The sequence below is a fragment of the Marinomonas ushuaiensis DSM 15871 genome (assembly GCF_000521805.1).
GTDB lineage: Bacteria > Pseudomonadota > Gammaproteobacteria > Pseudomonadales > Marinomonadaceae > Marinomonas > Marinomonas ushuaiensis.
Genome location: NZ_JAMB01000009.1, coordinates 63,958 through 81,287, shown reverse-complemented (window position 1 = coordinate 81,287; position 17,330 = coordinate 63,958). Strand labels below are relative to the sequence as shown.

General features: G+C 40.9%; 13 protein-coding genes and 1 riboswitch. Of the genes, 9 read left to right on the top strand and 4 right to left on the bottom strand.

Annotated features, from left to right (window positions below):
- Position 1: 1 nt before the first annotated feature.
- Genes MUS1_RS10885 through MUS1_RS10875 form a run of 3 tightly spaced genes read left to right on the top strand, consistent with a single transcriptional unit; the run spans position 2 to position 2,983 of the window.
- The gene (locus MUS1_RS10885) at positions 2-1,000 is read left to right on the top strand and encodes an ABC transporter ATP-binding protein (protein WP_036162406.1); all 999 of its coding nucleotides are present in this window, start codon (positions 2-4) and stop codon (positions 998-1,000) included.
- Positions 1,000-2,010 (top strand): ABC transporter ATP-binding protein, encoded by a 1,011-nt coding sequence (locus tag MUS1_RS10880; protein ID WP_036162404.1) that lies wholly within the window; start codon positions 1,000-1,002, stop codon positions 2,008-2,010. Before MUS1_RS10885 ends, MUS1_RS10880 begins: the two co-directional genes overlap by 1 nt.
- Positions 2,011-2,047: 37 nt before the next feature.
- Complete coding sequence (locus MUS1_RS10875; protein WP_036162403.1) at positions 2,048-2,983, top strand: LysR family transcriptional regulator; 936 nt, start codon at positions 2,048-2,050, stop codon at positions 2,981-2,983.
- Between the two features lie 98 nt (positions 2,984-3,081).
- Here MUS1_RS10875 and MUS1_RS15695 read toward each other — a convergent pair whose 3' ends face one another.
- Entirely contained in the window at positions 3,082-5,421 is a 2,340-nt protein-coding gene (locus MUS1_RS15695; RefSeq protein ID WP_051436222.1) for a bifunctional diguanylate cyclase/phosphodiesterase, read from the bottom strand.
- Between the two features lie 181 nt (positions 5,422-5,602).
- On the opposite strand from MUS1_RS15695, the gene dbpA reads away from it, so the two are divergent.
- The 3 genes from dbpA to guaD all read left to right on the top strand — a co-directional run bounded on the left by dbpA (position 5,603) and on the right by guaD (position 8,796).
- On the top strand, positions 5,603-6,985 hold the full coding sequence (gene dbpA, locus MUS1_RS10865; RefSeq protein WP_036162401.1) for an ATP-dependent RNA helicase DbpA: 1,383 nt from the start codon (positions 5,603-5,605) through the stop codon (positions 6,983-6,985).
- A gap of 13 nt (positions 6,986-6,998) precedes the next feature.
- On the top strand, positions 6,999-7,391 hold the full coding sequence (locus tag MUS1_RS10860; RefSeq protein WP_036162579.1) for a VanZ family protein: 393 nt from the start codon (positions 6,999-7,001) through the stop codon (positions 7,389-7,391).
- A 103-nt stretch (positions 7,392-7,494) separates the two neighbouring features.
- Entirely contained in the window at positions 7,495-8,796 is a 1,302-nt protein-coding gene (gene guaD / locus MUS1_RS10855) for a guanine deaminase (RefSeq protein WP_036162399.1), read from the top strand.
- Between the two features lie 11 nt (positions 8,797-8,807).
- Here the strand turns inward: guaD and MUS1_RS10850 are convergent, their stop codons facing one another.
- On the bottom strand, positions 8,808-9,095 hold the full coding sequence (locus MUS1_RS10850; protein WP_036162398.1) for a hypothetical protein: 288 nt from the start codon (positions 9,093-9,095) through the stop codon (positions 8,808-8,810).
- A 281-nt stretch (positions 9,096-9,376) separates the two neighbouring features.
- Here MUS1_RS10850 and MUS1_RS10845 point away from each other — a divergent pair, with 281 nt between their 5' ends.
- Positions 9,377-11,047 (top strand): methyl-accepting chemotaxis protein, encoded by a 1,671-nt coding sequence (locus tag MUS1_RS10845; protein ID WP_036162396.1) that lies wholly within the window; start codon positions 9,377-9,379, stop codon positions 11,045-11,047.
- 160 nt (positions 11,048-11,207) lie between these two features.
- Here the strand turns inward: MUS1_RS10845 and katG are convergent, their stop codons facing one another.
- On the bottom strand, positions 11,208-13,421 hold the full coding sequence (gene katG / locus MUS1_RS10840; RefSeq protein ID WP_036162394.1) for a catalase/peroxidase HPI: 2,214 nt from the start codon (positions 13,419-13,421) through the stop codon (positions 11,208-11,210).
- Between the two features lie 434 nt (positions 13,422-13,855).
- Here katG and codB point away from each other — a divergent pair, with 434 nt between their 5' ends.
- Positions 13,856-15,106 (top strand): cytosine permease, encoded by a 1,251-nt coding sequence (gene codB, locus MUS1_RS10835; RefSeq protein WP_036162392.1) that lies wholly within the window; start codon positions 13,856-13,858, stop codon positions 15,104-15,106.
- A 91-nt stretch (positions 15,107-15,197) separates the two neighbouring features.
- Positions 15,198-16,454 (top strand): cytosine deaminase, encoded by a 1,257-nt coding sequence (codA, locus tag MUS1_RS10830; RefSeq protein ID WP_036162390.1) that lies wholly within the window; start codon positions 15,198-15,200, stop codon positions 16,452-16,454.
- Positions 16,455-16,467: 13 nt separating this feature from the next.
- Here codA and MUS1_RS10825 read toward each other — a convergent pair whose 3' ends face one another.
- Positions 16,468-16,902: a cupin domain-containing protein gene (locus tag MUS1_RS10825; protein WP_211236457.1), complete on the bottom strand. Its 435-nt coding sequence runs from the start codon at positions 16,900-16,902 to the stop codon at positions 16,468-16,470.
- Positions 16,903-17,209: 307 nt separating this feature from the next.
- Positions 17,210-17,316, top strand: a riboswitch (TPP riboswitch).
- The last annotated feature ends 14 nt before the right edge of the window (positions 17,317-17,330 follow it).

Sequence of the window (17,330 nt, the reverse complement as noted above, 5' to 3'; positions counted from 1 at the left end):
TATGAATTTATTAAGCGTCAGTAACCTAAACGTCAATTTTAAAATGAAAAAACAAGAGCTGGCTGCTCTGATTGATGTCAGTTTCACCCTCAACCGTGGAGAACGCATTGCCATTGTGGGTGAATCCGGTGCAGGAAAATCCATATTAGGCTTTTCAATCGTCAACTTAATCAGCAAGCCCGGCTACATAAAATCAGGCTCAATTAAACTAGAAAACAAAGAACTTACCAAGATGAACTTGCGCCAGTTGCAAGAAATCCGTGGCAAGCGCATTGCCATGATATTCCAAGATCCAATGATGACATTAAACCCGGTTCTTACCATTGGCGATCAACTGGTCGAAACCATACGCAGTCATACTAAAATCACTTACAAAGATGCTCGCAACATCGCCATTGAAAAATTGCACAACGTACAAATTGCTTCACCAGAAACGCGTTTTGATCAATATCCACATGAGTTATCTGGAGGCATGCGACAACGGGTCATTATTGCCTCTGTGCTTTTATTAAACCCAGACATCATCATTGCTGATGAGCCAACCACTGCCCTAGATGTAACAATTCAAGCAGAAATTCTTCAACTGCTGCTCGCTATTTGCCGCGACAATGGTGTTGCGCTAGTGTTAATCAGCCATGATCTTGGCGTAGTGTCAAAAGTCGCCGAGCGTACCTTGGTAATGTACGCTGGTCACATTGTAGAAGAAGGCCCGACGCTTGAAATCATTAACGACCCTCAACACCCTTACACACAAGGTTTGTTGAATGCCTTACCGCAAATGACATTACCAGGCCAACGTCTTAATCAGATTCAAGGCAGCATGCCATCATTAACCGAACGTCCGACAGGCTGCGCCTTCCATCCTCGCTGCCCTTACGCCACAGAAAAATGCCAACAAGAACAACCAAGTTTTATTCACAGCGGTGTTTCCAGTGTTGCCTGTTTTTTAGTAGAAGATATGGTGAATGATTTCGCCAATCAAGATGAGGAGGATCGCTAATGGCAACACCTCTTATTCAAATTAGCGGTCTAGAGAAGTCCTTTTCAACCAATGAAAGCTGGCTTGGACAATGGTGCTTTCGTCAAGGCAAACTAGCACGACACAAAGACAGCGTTCATGCTCTCAATGGCGTTAATTTGACAATAAACCAAGGCGAAACCTTGTGTGTTGTTGGTGAAACAGGTTGCGGTAAATCAACCCTTGCTCGCGCCATTATGGGGCTAACACAACCCACTGCTGGCGAAATACATTATCTTGATCAACGTATCGATCAACTCAATGACCGCCAACGTATGTTTTTCCGTCGTCGTATGCAAATGGTGTTTCAAAACCCTTATGCATCTTTAAACCCTAGAATGACCGTCTATCAAACCCTCAGCGAACCGATTGCTTTTCATCAACCTCAACTCTCTAGAATTGAGATTGATGAAAAAATCGAGACGCTTTTGGCGTCAGTTGGTATTTCTGCATCGAGTTCAGATTCTTATCCACATGAATTTTCTGGTGGGCAACGTCAGCGTATTAGCCTTGCTCGTGCTTTGTCAGTTGAGCCAGACTTTATTGTCGCTGATGAACCTCTGTCGGCATTGGATGTTTCTGTTCAAGCACAAGTATTGAACTTGATGATAGATAAGCAAGCAGAGCGTAATCTTAGCTATCTTTTTATCACCCACGATTTAGCGGTTGTAGAACACTTCGCCACCAGAGTGGCGGTTATGTATCTGGGTCGAGTGTGTGAATTAGCTCCAACTAAAGAGCTATTTAGCAGTCCAAAACACCCTTATACTCGCGCCTTACTCTCTGCTATCCCACGATTAGACAGCACGACAGCACAACCTATTCGGTTGATTGGTGAAGTACCAACGCCAATAGAAAAACCGATTGGCTGTGTGTTCCAAGCTCGATGTCCACACGCAAACCAACGTTGCTATGAAGAATTACCAAAGATGTTGCTTCAGAGCGATTCCAGCAGTGTGGCCTGTCATGCTATTGAGGAAGGACGGATATGATTCATTCGACTGTTCTTGCTTTGCGTCAGGAGGTTTCATGGAAATAAGATGGCTTGAGGACTTTATTGCCCTCGCAAAAACACGTCACTTTTCCCGTGCGGCCGACGAGCAAAACGTCACGCAACCAACGTTTAGTCGACGCATTAAATTACTCGAAGAAGAAATGCGCGTCACCTTGATAGATCGCAACACCTTGCCTTTGTCTTTGACTCCAGCAGGTGAAGTCTTTTTGCAAAGTGCCGAGCTAATTACTCGACAACTCAGAGACACTAAAGAGCGTTGCCAAGAAATTAAGAAACAAGAAGAGTCTCAAGTGCGCTTCGTCACGACTCAAACACTTTTCTTAAGTTTCTATAAAGAAGTGATTGAACCATTTTGTCAGGATATCGAGATGGATTTAGACATCAATATGAAGTCGAGTTCTTGGCTTGGAATCGACTTCGTCAATTCATTAGTCGATCAAAAGTGCGACATCATGTTGTGTTATTGGCATCCTGCCATCAACTTCATTCGCGCCATTGATGATGAACAATATGAACATATTGTGATTGCCGAAGAAACCTTAATCCCATGTAGCGCAACCGATGATTCAGGTGAACCTAAATTCACCTTACCAGGTGCGAAGCGTAAACCGATTCCTTATATTGGTTATTATGAAAACTCGTTTCTACAGCCAGTGATTCATCATCACTTACAGAGGCAAAGAGAAGTACCACAGCTACAAACCATCTCTGAGAATTACCACTCTGTAAGTATAAAAGCCATGGTTAAAGAAGGTTACGGTATTGGCTGGATTCCAAAACGCCTCATGCTGGACACACTTAATTACGGAAAAGTGGCTTTAGCCGGTGAAGGAAATTGGAACATTCCACTAGAAATTCGTTTGTACCGCTCCAAGCTTAATCAGAACCCAAACCTGACACAGTTTTGGGAAGCACTAAAAAACAAAGTACGTAGCAGCGGACCTCTTTAACCAAAAAAAGGACCCAATATTGTCATTGAGTCCTTTTTCAGAAAGGATGCTTTATTCATCGTCGCCTGCCCAAATAGCAAAACACGACTTATTTTTTATCAATTAGGGTTATCTTTCTCATTCAAAGCAATAATCATTGGATCGCTTCCCATGGAGTTTGCCCCCATCGCCTTACTGAAAAGGTAACCTTGTCCAATATCACAACCAAACTCTTGCAACATGATTAACTGTTTTACATCACTAATGCCTTCGGCAATAACTTTTAAGTTTAAATTATGACTTAAACCAATAATAGCGTGCGTCAAAGCGGCATGATTTTTGTCTTCTGTGATATCTCGAATAAAAACCTGATCAATCTTGATGTAGTCAAATGGTAAGTCTTTCAAATAACTCAAACTTGAGTAGCCTGTTCCAAAATCATCAATAGCCAACTTGATCCCCAAACGACTAATCTGGCGTAGAAGTTCAGCACAACCTTCCGCATCTTCAATCAAAATAGATTCTGTCACTTCAATTTCTAATAGGCTTGGATCAATTTTATATTTGTCTAACAAAGCTAAGATATTTGGCAGAAAATCAGCTCGTTTTAATTGTGCGGCAGAACAATTAATGGCAATTGGAGGGACACAAATGCCTTGTTCTTGCCACTCTACAATGTGTCGGAAAGCTTGCTCAAAGACCCACTCACCTAAAGCTAGAATAATACCTGTCTGCTCTGCAATCGGAATAAATTCAACTGGTGAAACCACACCAAGTTCATCATCATTCCAGCGTAATAAAGCCTCCATACCAACACAACGTTCGGTCATGATGTCTACTTTAGGTTGAAAATGCAGCTCAAAACTTTCATGAAGCAAAGCTTGTCTTAGTCGAGATTCTATTCGCACATTACGCGTAAACTGCTTACCCATTTCGCCATCGTAAAAATGGTAAGTTGCTCGACCCAATGTTTTCGCTTTATAAACCGCCATATCTGCGTTTTTAATCAAGGTGACAGCATCTTTTCCAAACTCAGGATACATAGCCACACCAATAGAACAACCAATATTTAACGTTCGACCATCAACAAAATAACTCTGACTAATTTGCTGTATAACTTCTTTCGCCAACACATTGAGATAACAAACATCATGCTCATGACTGTTTGCCAGTAAGACAACGAACGCATCACCGCCTAAATAGCCAACCACAGCTTCGTCAGGCAAAACAGAATTAAGACGCTGCCCAACTTTTACCAATAATTTATCTCCCACTTCATGACCAAATGCATCATTAATGGTTTTAAAATGGTCTAAATTAAGAACAAAAGTAGCAACCCATTTATCTTTTTTCTGGTTATTCTTTATTAATTCAGTCAAAAGCTGTTGAATCTGATAACGACTTGCCAAACCCGTTAGCTCATCCGTTTCAATTCTCTTATTCAATAAATTAAGAGCCAAATAATACGCAGATGAAAGCTTGTGCATATAAAAGAATAAAAACAAAGCAATAAAGCCAAAAATAACCAACGGCCAAACCACCGAACCCCAATGAATTAAACTCATAATATCAGCCGAATAACGTGTATCTACACGCCATTCACGCCCGGCAAAATAGACTTTCTGAGTATCATACTTACCTTCTTCCCATGCAGATGCTTTAGAAGACGAATCAGCAAACCAAACCAGTGAACCAGAATCACTCACATCAGCAATTCGATAGGACATTTGATCATTTTTTAAAAGGCCGTTTTGCTTCAACAAGTCATTGATTTTGAAATAAGTGCCCACCATACCGTGAAAACCAAACTTATCTGTTAGCTTGTAAGAACGAACATCAATAGGTAAATAAATAGGCATTCTTAAGATAAAGGTATCTGTACCAGTTGCTGACTCCCAGCCAGATAATAAGATGTTAGTGGGTTCAGATAAGACATAAGCTAATGACGTTCGTGCACGGCTAATAGTGACTGAGTATCGATACTCAGAAGATAAAAGATCATAACCATAAGACAGTTTATCAGGGTAACCAAGGCCAAGAGCAAGGTAACCCGATCTGTCCCCTTCAGGATAAATAGCAAAGCTATCATCCTTTAATATATTTTTTTGTTTAGCCTCGTAATCGGCTTTTTTATTAGCAGGAACATATTGTGCAAAATAAAACCCTGCATCAAATTGAATAGAAAGGTTTTGAAGGTAACGCGTAAAGTGCTCTGGAGAAACGTCTTCTTTACTAGATGAAATAAGAGAGGCAATAGACGACAACACTAAGGCTTGTTGAGATAAGCCATCATTCAACTTTTCAGTAAAATAAATACCTTCTTCTTTTTGTGAGAAGCTAATGTGCTTATATTCTTCTAAATAAATTGTGCTACTTGTCACTACACCGCACAAAAAAACAGCAGCTAATATGACGTAATGCATTTTTTTACTTTTCACATAGTGCTGTGAAGAGGCCATTATTTACCCATTATTATGTTAAAAAACAAAAAATTTGTCTATGCAATACATCATATTTTGCATAATTAAATACTTTACCTAAAAAACATCTAGTCAACACTGAATAAATGGTTAAGAAAGGTATTTTCTGTGTATTTCTGTTATCCTGCTTTCATTATTTACTCTATTAGACAGGCCTTTTGTGACCCAATTCAACCATGCTTTAACCAATCTTCTTCCAACAAAACTGACAGCTTTGCTATCAGATATGGGATTCACTACTTTCACGCCTGTTCAAGAGCAAAGCTTACCGGCAATTGTTGATGGCAAAGACATTCTTGCTCAAGCTCAAACTGGCAGTGGTAAAACCTTAGCTTTCGCCATTGGTCTTTTACTTAAAATCAATCCTCGCTTCTTCGGTGTACAAGCATTAGTTATGTGCCCTACTCGTGAATTAGCAGACCAAGTTTCCAAAGAGATCCGTAAGGTCGCGCGCTATCAAGACAACATCAAAGTATTAAGCTTATGTGGCGGTATGCCATTCGGTCCACAAATTGGTTCACTAGAACATGGCGCTCACATTGTTGTAGGTACGCCGGGCCGTTTGATGGAACATCTTCGCAAAGGCACATTGCGATTGAATGCACTAAACACCTTAGTACTGGATGAAGCAGATCGAATGCTTGATATGGGATTCGTCGACAGCATTCGTGAAGTCGTCGAACTAACACCAAACAACCGTCAAACCCTTTTATTCTCTGCCACTTATAGCGACGACATTGAAGCCATCAGCGCGGAGTTCCAAAACAATCCGATTAGCATCAAGGTTGAAGCTGACGAAGATCTAAAACCAAATATAGAACAATTTTTTGTTCGTAGTGAAAACAAAGACAAATGCGAAACTTTATTGGCCACACTACAACATTTTGAACCACGCCAAGCGATTGTTTTTTCGAACACAAAAGCGGAATGCCAAGCGGTAGCGGATTGGTTAGTTGACCACAAAGTCGCGGCGCAAGCGATCCATGGAGACCTTGAGCAACGAGAGCGTGATCAAGTATTGGTTCGCTTCAGCAACCAAAGTACCTGTGTCTTAGTCGCAACTGACGTAGCGGCTCGCGGTATCGACGTGAAAGAAATTGATCTTGTCGTGAACTACGACACAACACGCGATACCGATGTTCATACTCATCGTATTGGTCGAACAGGTCGTGCAGGTGCTGCTGGTATTGCCGTAAACCTAGTGACGTCAAAAGACGATTACAAAGTTCGTGACATTGAAAAACGCTTTTCCACTACGGCAAACTTTATTGAACTCGAACAAGCAGACGCTCATTATCGTTTAATTCCACAAAAAACCACCATCTCATTCGATGCTGGCCGTAAAAACAAACTGCGCCCAGGCGATATTCTAGGCGCACTCACAGCAGGTATCGGCTTGGATAAAAACCAAGTGGGTAAAATTGATATTTTCGATTTTCGAGCTTACGTTTCAGTCGATAATGACGTTGCGAAAAAAGTTGTCAATGAATTGGAAAACAAAAAAATCAAAGGCCGTAACATTCGCGCGCGTATTTTACGCTAAGAAAACCATGGTCATGGATAAAACATTTATCTTTCGTTTCTATCGATTGTTATGTTCTCCGGCAGTGCAAACTGCCGGTTTTATTATTGGTGGATTTATCATTAGTTTAGCCACCCTTCTGCCTGCAGAAAACCTTCCACCAGCTCCAGGCTCAGACAAACTCCATCATATTATTGGCTTTGGTGGCTGGACACTTATATGTGCTTTGGGTCCATTTAAACGCTTTGCTTATATGGCTCTGTTTATCATCTTTTGGGGTGGCGCCATTGAACTGATTCAGCCTAGCGTAAATCGCTATGGTGAATGGCTCGATTTTTACGCCGATGCCTTTGGTGTTCTATTAGTGTTAATTATCCGATTTGGCTTCCACAACTTCCTCAAAAGAAAAACGATGAGCGACAAATAGTCATCGAAAATAAAAAACCTCTGATGAAAGGCAAAGAAAGACCTGCTAAAGTATGACCATTCGGTCAAATCTAGATCTAAAAAAGACAGCTAAGAGAGACAACATGAGCCAATTAAAAGCCTGGCGTGCCGCCATTGTTCACTGCATAGCAGATCCAAAAGACGTTGGCATTGATGCCGCTTATGAATATTTTGAAGATGGCTTATTAGTCGTTAAGGGCGATAAAATTCATGCTCTAGGTGATGCAACACAACTTATTCCAACACTACCAAATGATCTAGCCATAGAACACCATCCTGACGCTATTATTACTCCGGGGTTTATTGATACGCATATCCATTACCCACAAACCGATATGATCGGCTCTTATGGCGAACAACTTCTTACATGGTTAAACACCTATACCTTTCCCGAAGAAAGTAAGTTCAGCGACAAAGCATACGCTCGCGATGTTGCAGACCGTTTTCTAAAAGAGCTACTTCGCAATGGCACAACCACAGCGTTAGTATTTGGCACCGTTCATAAAGTCTCTGTAGACGCTTTCTTTGAAGCCAGTGAAGTCCATAATCTACGCATGATTTGCGGTAAAGTGATGATGGATCGTAACGCACCAGGTTACTTAACCGACACACCAGAAAGCAGTTATAAAGAAAGCAAAGAACTGATCGATGCTTGGCACAACAAAGGCCGATTGCACTATGCCATCACGCCACGTTTTGCACCGACCAGCTCAGACGAACAACTCAAGTTGGCTGGCAAATTATTAAGTGAATACGACGACGTTTACCTTCATACCCATCTGTCTGAAAACAAAGATGAATGCGCTTGGGTTCAGGGCTTATTCCCTAAAAGTAAAAACTACCTTGATGTGTACGACCAACACAAGTTACTGAGCGAACGTTCTGTTTTTGCTCACGGTATTCACCTTTGTGACAGCGAATACCATAGGTTGCATGAAACAGGTTCTGCCATTTCATTTTGCCCAACGTCCAACTTATTCATCGGTAGTGGTTTATTCAAACTGAGTAAAGCGGAAGAGCACAATGTAAACGTTGGTTTAGGAACAGACGTCGGCGGTGGTACTAGCTTCTCTATGCTGCAAACCATGAATGAAGCCTACAAAGTCATCCAACTGCAAAACGAGAACTTGAGCCCAATTAAATCGCTTTATCTTTCCACTTTAGGTGGCGCAAAAGCTCTTCGTCTCGAAGGTAAAGTTGGCAACCTAGCAGTAGGAACAGAAGCGGATTTTGTTATTCTAGACACCAGAGGCACACCGTTACTTGAATCACGTTTGGCTTTGTCTAAAAACATTGAAGAAAGCTTGTTTGTCTTTATGACAATAGGTGACGACAGAGCAATACAAGCCACCTACTCTGCAGGACAATGCGTACATAAACGCTAACAAAGAGCGAACTACTCGAACTTATTAGAAACAATCAAGTCATTGATGTAGTTACACCATTGACTTGATTGTACTGACGGTACAGAAGGCTCATCTTGTATTTTCAGCTTGAACTCAATGACAGAACGCCATTCTAATGAACCGAGATCCGGTCCATGCCCCTGACCATCACCTGTCGAAATTTGATCTTCCACTAGTTGATACCAATCATTGGTACAGTTTTGCATAAATTCTTGGTCATTGGTTATTCGAGCACAACCGAGATTTACTAAAAAGATAAGGGTAAGAAAAAATCTCATAATTTATTGGGTACCTCGATAATAAGAACACTATTCAGATTCGATATTCGGCTATAAAAATAGTAGTTTTTTTATTCACACTGGAACAAGAGAGCTTATTTATACCTTCCCTAGAACCCTTTTTTAAACAGTGTCTTTCGCTAGAAACTGTCATATATTATAAGCATTGCTTACTCAATAATTACAAAGCGCTATAATTTTTTATAGTACATCAAATATGTTTTGGATATAAAAAAACAATAAATTATTAGGATTATCCTTTTTATCCTGGAGTATTACTTATGTTTCGATCGCTAAAAGCTCAGATATATATGTTTGCCTTTGCCCCCTTTATTTTAGTGGCTATTGTCGGTATTTTTATGCAAATAAAAACACTTGATACAATCAATCAACAAGTCTCTCAAATTTCAGAAGATGCCATTATTGAAGTTGAAAAAAGACGTCTGGTTACCGTTATCGATTCCTCTTTAAGTATCATCCAGCCTTACCTTGATATGCCAGGTAAAGAAGGCTTAGAAGACGCTTTAGCATTGCTTTATAACTACCGCTTCGACAATGATGTAGGTTACTTATTTGCTTATGATGGTGAAGGTACTCGTTTAATGAGTGGTTCCGGCGTTGGTGTTGGCGGTAACTTCATCGACTCGAAAGACAAATTAGGTAACTTAATTGTTAAAAATATACTAACAGCTGCGAAATCGGGTGAAGGCTTTACCACCTACTATTTTCCTAAAAAAGGCGAAACCGAGCCTTCAGAAAAATACAGCTACTCTCTTTGGATTGATAAGTGGAATGTTGCAATCGCAACAGGCTTCTTTATCGATGGCACAGAAATAATGTTAGACAATATAGACAACTCACTTAAAAAATCCCAACAATCTAGTCTCTTTCAAAACTTATTAGTGATATTTGGATTGGCGGTTTTTGTTGCTATCGTTGTATTCTTTTCCGTTCGACTCATGCTAACTGCACTTACGTCTCTGCGTGATGCAGTGGAAGATTTAGCAGATGGTGAAGGTGATTTAACCGCCACCTTACCTGGAAGTTCATTAGACATTTTGGATGATATTTCTAGTCACTTTAATCGTTTCTTAGCATCAATGGCTAGCGATATAAACAGCTTAAAAAGTGCCTGTGATCAGCTGAACGAAGTCGCTTCTATATCAAGACAACAACATAAAGATCTTGCCTTAGCTTCTAATAAACAAATACAGGAAACGACAAGCACAGCCGCCGCGATTGAAGAAATGTCGACCACTGCAATGGAAATTGCTGACAACGCCGAACGCACACGCACCTCTGCTGAAAATACCGACGAAGAAGTTCAAAATGTACTGAAACAAGTTCAAATATCTGGCGCAGAACTAAACGCCTTAAACACTGTATTAGCCAGTGTCGAACAATCTATCCAAGAATTAGGTGGCAATGTTGAAGAGATAAATTCAGTTCTAAGTGTTATCCAAGGCATTTCCGAACAGACTAACCTACTTGCACTAAACGCCGCTATCGAAGCTGCACGTGCTGGTGAACTTGGTCGAGGATTTGCGGTGGTTGCCGATGAAGTACGAAACCTTGCTCAACGCAGCCAACAAAGCACGGTTCAAATTCAAACGATTCTGGACAAGTTACAGCTAAGCGCTGAAAAAACCATTCAAGACATGAGCAACACAACTGAGAAAAGAACCGCTGTTATCGAGTCAATGGATGCGATTACACACATCATCAATTCAAGCTCTGAGTCTATTAAACAACTCACCAGTATGAACGTCGATGTTTCAAATGCTGCTAGCCAGCAGTCCTCTGTGGTAAATGACATGGCTCATAATATCAGTGGTATAGCAGATCTTGCGGATTCGATTGGTAAGAGCTCGAAAGAAACCAGCGTTCAGTTCTCTCGACTTGAAGAGCAATCCAAACTTATTCAACGTGTAACAAGTAAGTTTAAAACCTAATCGTTAAATTGTTCTAAAAAGCCTCATCATGTTGACTATAGTTTGTTTGATGGGGCTTTTTTTATGCCTAATCTTTTGTCATAAACACCTAAATATCACCCATAAAAAAACCCCGTAATCTTTTCAAATTAAGGGGTTGGGCGTTGGTAACACTAGGAGATTAAGCTAGATCGAAACGATCCAACTCCATCACTTTCGTCCATGCTGCAATGAAATCCTTCACAAAACGATCTTGTGAATCAGCGCAAGCATATACTTCAGCAATAGCGCGAAGCTGAGAGTTTGAACCGAAGATTAGATCCGCACGAGTTGCGGTCCAATTAATCTTACCGGTATTACGATCTCTACCTTCAAACTCATCTTCTGCTTCGGAGACGGCATTCCATTTTGTTGCCATATCAAGCAAGTTAACGAAGAAATCGTTCGTTAGTGTTTCAGGTTGATCTGTAAACACACCGTGCTTAGAACCTTCAACATTCGCCCCCAATACACGTAAACCACCAACAAGAACGGTCATTTCAGGACCGCTCAAAGTCAATAACTGAGCACGATCAAGAAGCATTTCTTCTGTTGTAACTGTGTATTTACCTTTTTGGTAATTACGGAAACCATCCGCAATTGGCTCAAGCACAGAGAAAGACTCAATGTCTGTTTGTTCTTGAGTGGCGTCAGTACGACCTGGCGTAAATGGCACTGTCACTTCTTTGCCTGCCGCTTGTAGTGCTTTTTCAATACCCACGGAACCCGCAAGCACTATCAAATCAGCCATAGAAACTTGAGCTGAAGAACCTTTATTAAAGTCTGTCTGAATTGCTTCAAGAGAATTTAATACACTAGCAAGTTCAGTTGGTTGATTCACTTCCCAATCTTTCTGAGGAGCAAGGCGAATACGAGCACCGTTTGCGCCACCACGCATGTCTGAACCACGGTAAGTAGAAGCAGATGCCCACGCTGTAGAAACCAATTGAGACACAGACAAACCAGACGTAGCGATTTTTGCTTTTAAATCTGCAATATCATCGTCGCTAATCAATTGACTAGTAACAACAGGCACAGGATCTTGCCAAATCAATGTTTCTTGAGGAACTAAGTCACCTAAGTAACGAGATACAGGTCCCAGATCTCGGTGAGTCAATTTGAACCATGCACGAGCAAAAGCATCAGCTAATTGATCAGGGTTTTCATAAAAACGCTTAGAAATTGGCCCATAAATTGGGTCTTCACGTAATGCGATATCGGATGTAAACATCATTGGTGCGTGACGTTTCGTTGAATCATGAGCATCTGGCACACTGTTAGAACCCGCGGTTCCTTTAGGAGACCATTGCCAAGCGCCTGCTGGGCTTTTTGTTAATTCCCATTCGTAATCAAATAGATTTTCAAAGAAGCCATTGTCCCATTTGATTGGGTCTTTCGTCCAAGCACCTTCAAGACCACTACTGATAGTATCAGCACCATTACCTGTACCTTGTGTATTGCTCCAACCAAAACCTTGTTCCGTAATGCCTGCCGCTTCTGGATCATCGCCAACTTGTGCCGCATCGCCAGCACCGTGTGCTTTACCAAATGTATGACCACCAGCAATCAAAGCAACCGTTTCTTCGTCATTCATCGCCATACGACCAAAGGTATCGCGGATATCACGAGCAGACGCTAATGGATCAGGCTTACCATCTGGACCTTCTGGGTTTACGTAGATCAAGCCCATTTGAACCGCAGCAAGTGGATTTTCTAGATCGCGTTCACCAGAGTAACGATCGTTTTCACCACCACTTTCTTCTAACCAAACACCTTCTGACCCCCAGTAAATATCATTTTCTGGTTCCCACACATCGGCACGTCCACCAGCAAAACCGAATGTTTTAAAGCCCATAGACTCTAATGCACAGTTACCAGCAAGAATCATCAAATCTGCCCATGAGATTTTACGACCGTATTTTTGTTTAATAGGCCAAAGCAAACGACGTGCTTTGTCTAAGTTAACGTTATCAGGCCAGCTGTTTAATGGTGCGAAACGCTGAGTACCTGATGTTGCTCCACCACGACCATCGGCAGTACGGTATGTACCAGCACTGTGCCATGCCATACGAATCATGAACGGACCATAGTGACCGTAATCTGCTGGCCACCAATCTTGAGAATCGGTCATCAAGGCATAAAGATCTTTACGTAGTGATTCAAGATCTAAGCTTTTGAATTCTTCTGCGTAATTGAAATCGTCACCCATTGGGTTAGATTCAGCAGAATGTTGGTGAAGAACACTCAAATCCAATTGATTTGGCCACCAATCTTTGTTTGTTGTTCCTCGTGCAGCCGACATACTTGTGTCTGCTGTCGCACCATGACCGAAAGGACATTTACCTTCGTTTGACATAAATTTTTCTCCTGCTTATTTACTTTTATACTGTTATTTTAAAAACTGAGGCTGTCTAGAGAAAAAATAGACTGCGTTTAAACATGACTATAGTTATAGACTTAAAGATCCTGACAAACCAATAAATTAAAACTAACAAAGTAATAGTCGTGATAATTCATAGAATATAGTCGCGCCTTTAGGGCGTACCTCAAAACCAAAAAATCACGTAACTAAATCAGAGCATTCTCTCTTTTAATCATGATTATTATATAAAGTGCACGATAGTTTGATAGGACCTCTCGCTATCTTGCCAAATAGCATATTAAGTATAGTCTCTTAATAAAAACTGGTTCATTTGTTGCTTAATTTAAAGTCAGGCATTTAAAAAAGGTTTTAAATTCAAAAGCCAATCAAAATTAATCTTTACTGACCTATCGATTACGGAGACAGATATGAACCAATCAGACTACCCTCTAACTGAAGTACCTCAGAACCAACGACGAGGATTACTTCCAATGGCGTTTATCTTGCTCGGTTTTACCTTTTTTACTGCCACTATGTGGGCAGGTGGAACATTAGGAACCGCCTTTTCTTTCTCTGAACTCTTATTAGTCGTACTTGCGGGTAATTTATTACTCGGAATCTATGCTTCTTTTTTAGCCTTCATTGCTTACAAGAGTGGTTTAAACAGCGTTCTAATGTGCCGATTCTGTTTTGGTGAATTAGGCAGTAAGCTTTCTGACTTTATTTTAGGTTTTACACAAATCGGTTGGTATGCATGGGGAACCGCAACTCTTGCCATTGTTTTAGTGAAAATCACAGGTATTCCTGAAGCATGGCAAACACCTTTAATGGTGCTATTCGGTATGGCATTTTGTATTACCGCTATGATTGGTTTTCGCGGCATGGATATTTTGTCTCGTGTTGCTGTCCCCGTTATGCTCATTTTTATTTTAATTAGCCTTTACACAGGTTTGGTTGATGTCGGTGGCGTATCTACCCTATTCGGTATTGAACCAACTGAAAGCTTAAGTTTTACAGCTGCAATTACCGTTGTCATTGGTACTTTTGTAAGTGGCGCTACACAGTCCACAAACTGGAGCCGTTTCGCAAACAGTGGAAAAGTAGCCATTTGGGCGACTATGGCAGCGTTCTTTATTGGTAATGGTTTGATGGTATTAACTGGCGCTCTGGGCACGTTGGTTTATCAACAAGCTGATATCGTTGATGTCATGCTTGCTCAAGGCTTTTTGGTGTTGGCTGTGCTTATGTTATTCCTTAATATTTGGACGACTCAAGACAATACTATTTATAACTTTGCGGTGGCGGGTTGTAACCTTATTCGTACAGATAAGCGTCGTACAGTAACGGTTATTGGTGCCGCAATCGGGACTGTGATGGCTGTCTTTGGCATGTACAATTTCTTGATTCCGTTCCTGATTTTGTTAGGTACTTTTATTCCACCTATTGGTGGTGTCATTATGGCTGATTTTTGGTTACGCCATAAAGGCAAATACCCATTGTTAAATAATGTAACGCTACCGGATTTTAATTGGGTTGGATTGGGTTCTTACGCGATTGCATCTGCAGCGGCGTATTTTTCACCTGTTGTTCCACCAATTGTCGGTGTTTTTTTTGCTATTGTTGTATATGGTGTTTTAACGTCTCAACTTCAGAGTCAAACAAAAACAGTCTTAGATTAATCAAGCAATATAAGCGGCGAGTTTCTGCTTGCCGCTCAATAAAGTTAAATACAAACAGTCGTTTATTTAAGACGCAAAAATAGGGTTTCCTATGCAAATTATTAACGCTCGTTTACGCCAACAACCAGAGTTATTTACCTTACAGATTGAAAACGGCCACTTTACCAAAATCGAAAAACAAGACGGCACACTACCTTCTTTAAAATCTGCCACAGAAGTAATAGACGCTGACGGCAACCTTGTCTGTGCGCCTTTTGTTGAGCCGCACATACACCTTGATGCAGCGCTCACAGCTGGTGAACCTGAATGGAATCAGAGCGGCACGCTGTTTGAAGGCATAGAGCGCTGGAGCCAACGTAAACCTATGCTGAATGAAGCAGACATTCGTAAACGCGCGTTGTCTACCATTGAGCTCTTGGTACAAAACGGTGTGCAAGCAATTCGAACTCATGCCGATACAACAGACCCAACCTTGATTGGTGTTCGCACTTTATGTGCGCTACGAGATGAATTGAAAGGTAAGATAGATTTACAAGTCGTTGCCTTCCCACAAGACGGTCTGTTGTCGTACCCCAATGGTTTAAAACTCATGGAAGAAGCCCTAGAAATAGGAGCTGACGTTGTAGGCGGGATTCCCCATTTTGAATACACCCGAGAACTGGGTGAACAATCCATCAAAAAAATCATCGAGCTCGCCAAAAAATACGATCGTCTGATTGATGTTCATTGCGATGAAATAGACGATCCGAATTCACGCTTTTTAGAGTTTCTTGCTTGTGAAGCCTTATTCCATGACATGGGTGACAAAGTCACCGCCAGCCACACAACAGCCATGCATTCCTATGACAACGCTTATTGTTCAAAGCTATTTCGCTTGTTGAAAAACTCAGGTATCAATTTTATATCTTGCCCGACTGAAAGCATTCATCTCCAAGGTCGATTCGATACCTACCCAAAGCGTCGCGGTGTAACACGAGTAAAAGAGTTGAGAGAAGCTAATATTAACGTGTGTTTAGGACAAGATTCAATCTTTGACCCTTGGTATTCATTGGGTAACGGTAAGCTGTTACGAACGCTCGACTTTGCTATGCACATCTGCCAAATGATGGGTTATCAAGACTATGAAAAAGCCTTAGACATGATCACAGACAACAGCGCGAAAACGATGTGTTTGGACAACTACGGTATTGAAATCGGCAACCCAGCGAACTTTATCTTATTAGAAGGCTTTGATGATTACAGCGTGCTGCGCAAACAAGGCGAAGTACTGCTGTCAGTACGCCATGGAGAAATCATCATGCAACGTCAGCCTGCACAAATTACCAGTAATCCTTGGGTGACAACATAAAAAATCAGGTTAACTAATCACCTAATGAAGAGAGTTTAATATGCACGGCAGACAAGGCTTGATCGCCTATTAGCTCTGCCGTGTGCCCATGAACCTGATCATTAAACACTTCATCTGCCTGTAAACAATCTTGAGCAATAAACATATCTCCTGCCGTGAAGTCTCGATAATCCCCATTACGCAATGTGATTCGTAATATGCCTGAGCGAATGACAATCAAAGTAGGATCGCCTGCCACATGCCACGAACTAAAGTACCCAGGTTCACTTATCCGATGACGAAAATTCAAAGCATCCATTCTGTCAGTAATAAACAAACCATTATAGTTTTCTAGGGAATATGTAACATCGTTGAAAACGGAATACCCTGTCCCATTCCTATATTCACTCTCTGGGTTATTATTTACGGTAACAGGTGACGATAAAACAGGAAGACTAATCTGATTCAATATGGGTTGCTCCTAAGAAATACAATTTAAGAAATACAATAGCTTCATAACAATGGTTTTCTATATTTGTCATGCACAACAAAAATGACTTTCACTATAACAAATACGACCTTCTGGCGAAGTAAACTTTAATCAAATTAATTTCCATCAATTAAACTTTAAAAAATAAATTGAATTATTTTAAATGACTTTTAATGCATAAAGTCGACATTTTAAAGGATTATAGCGAATTTTAGAGGATTTCATATTATTCGAAAAATAAACATACCGCTTGTAAACTGAATTTAAGTCTTCTATGCTGTCTCCAAATTGTCCGTCGGGGTGCCTAGTTGAATTAGGCTGAGAGATGTATTTCATTAACCCGGTGAACCTGATCCGATTAGTATCGGCGTAGGGAACGGATGCGATGTTATGCAGTCTTTCTATGC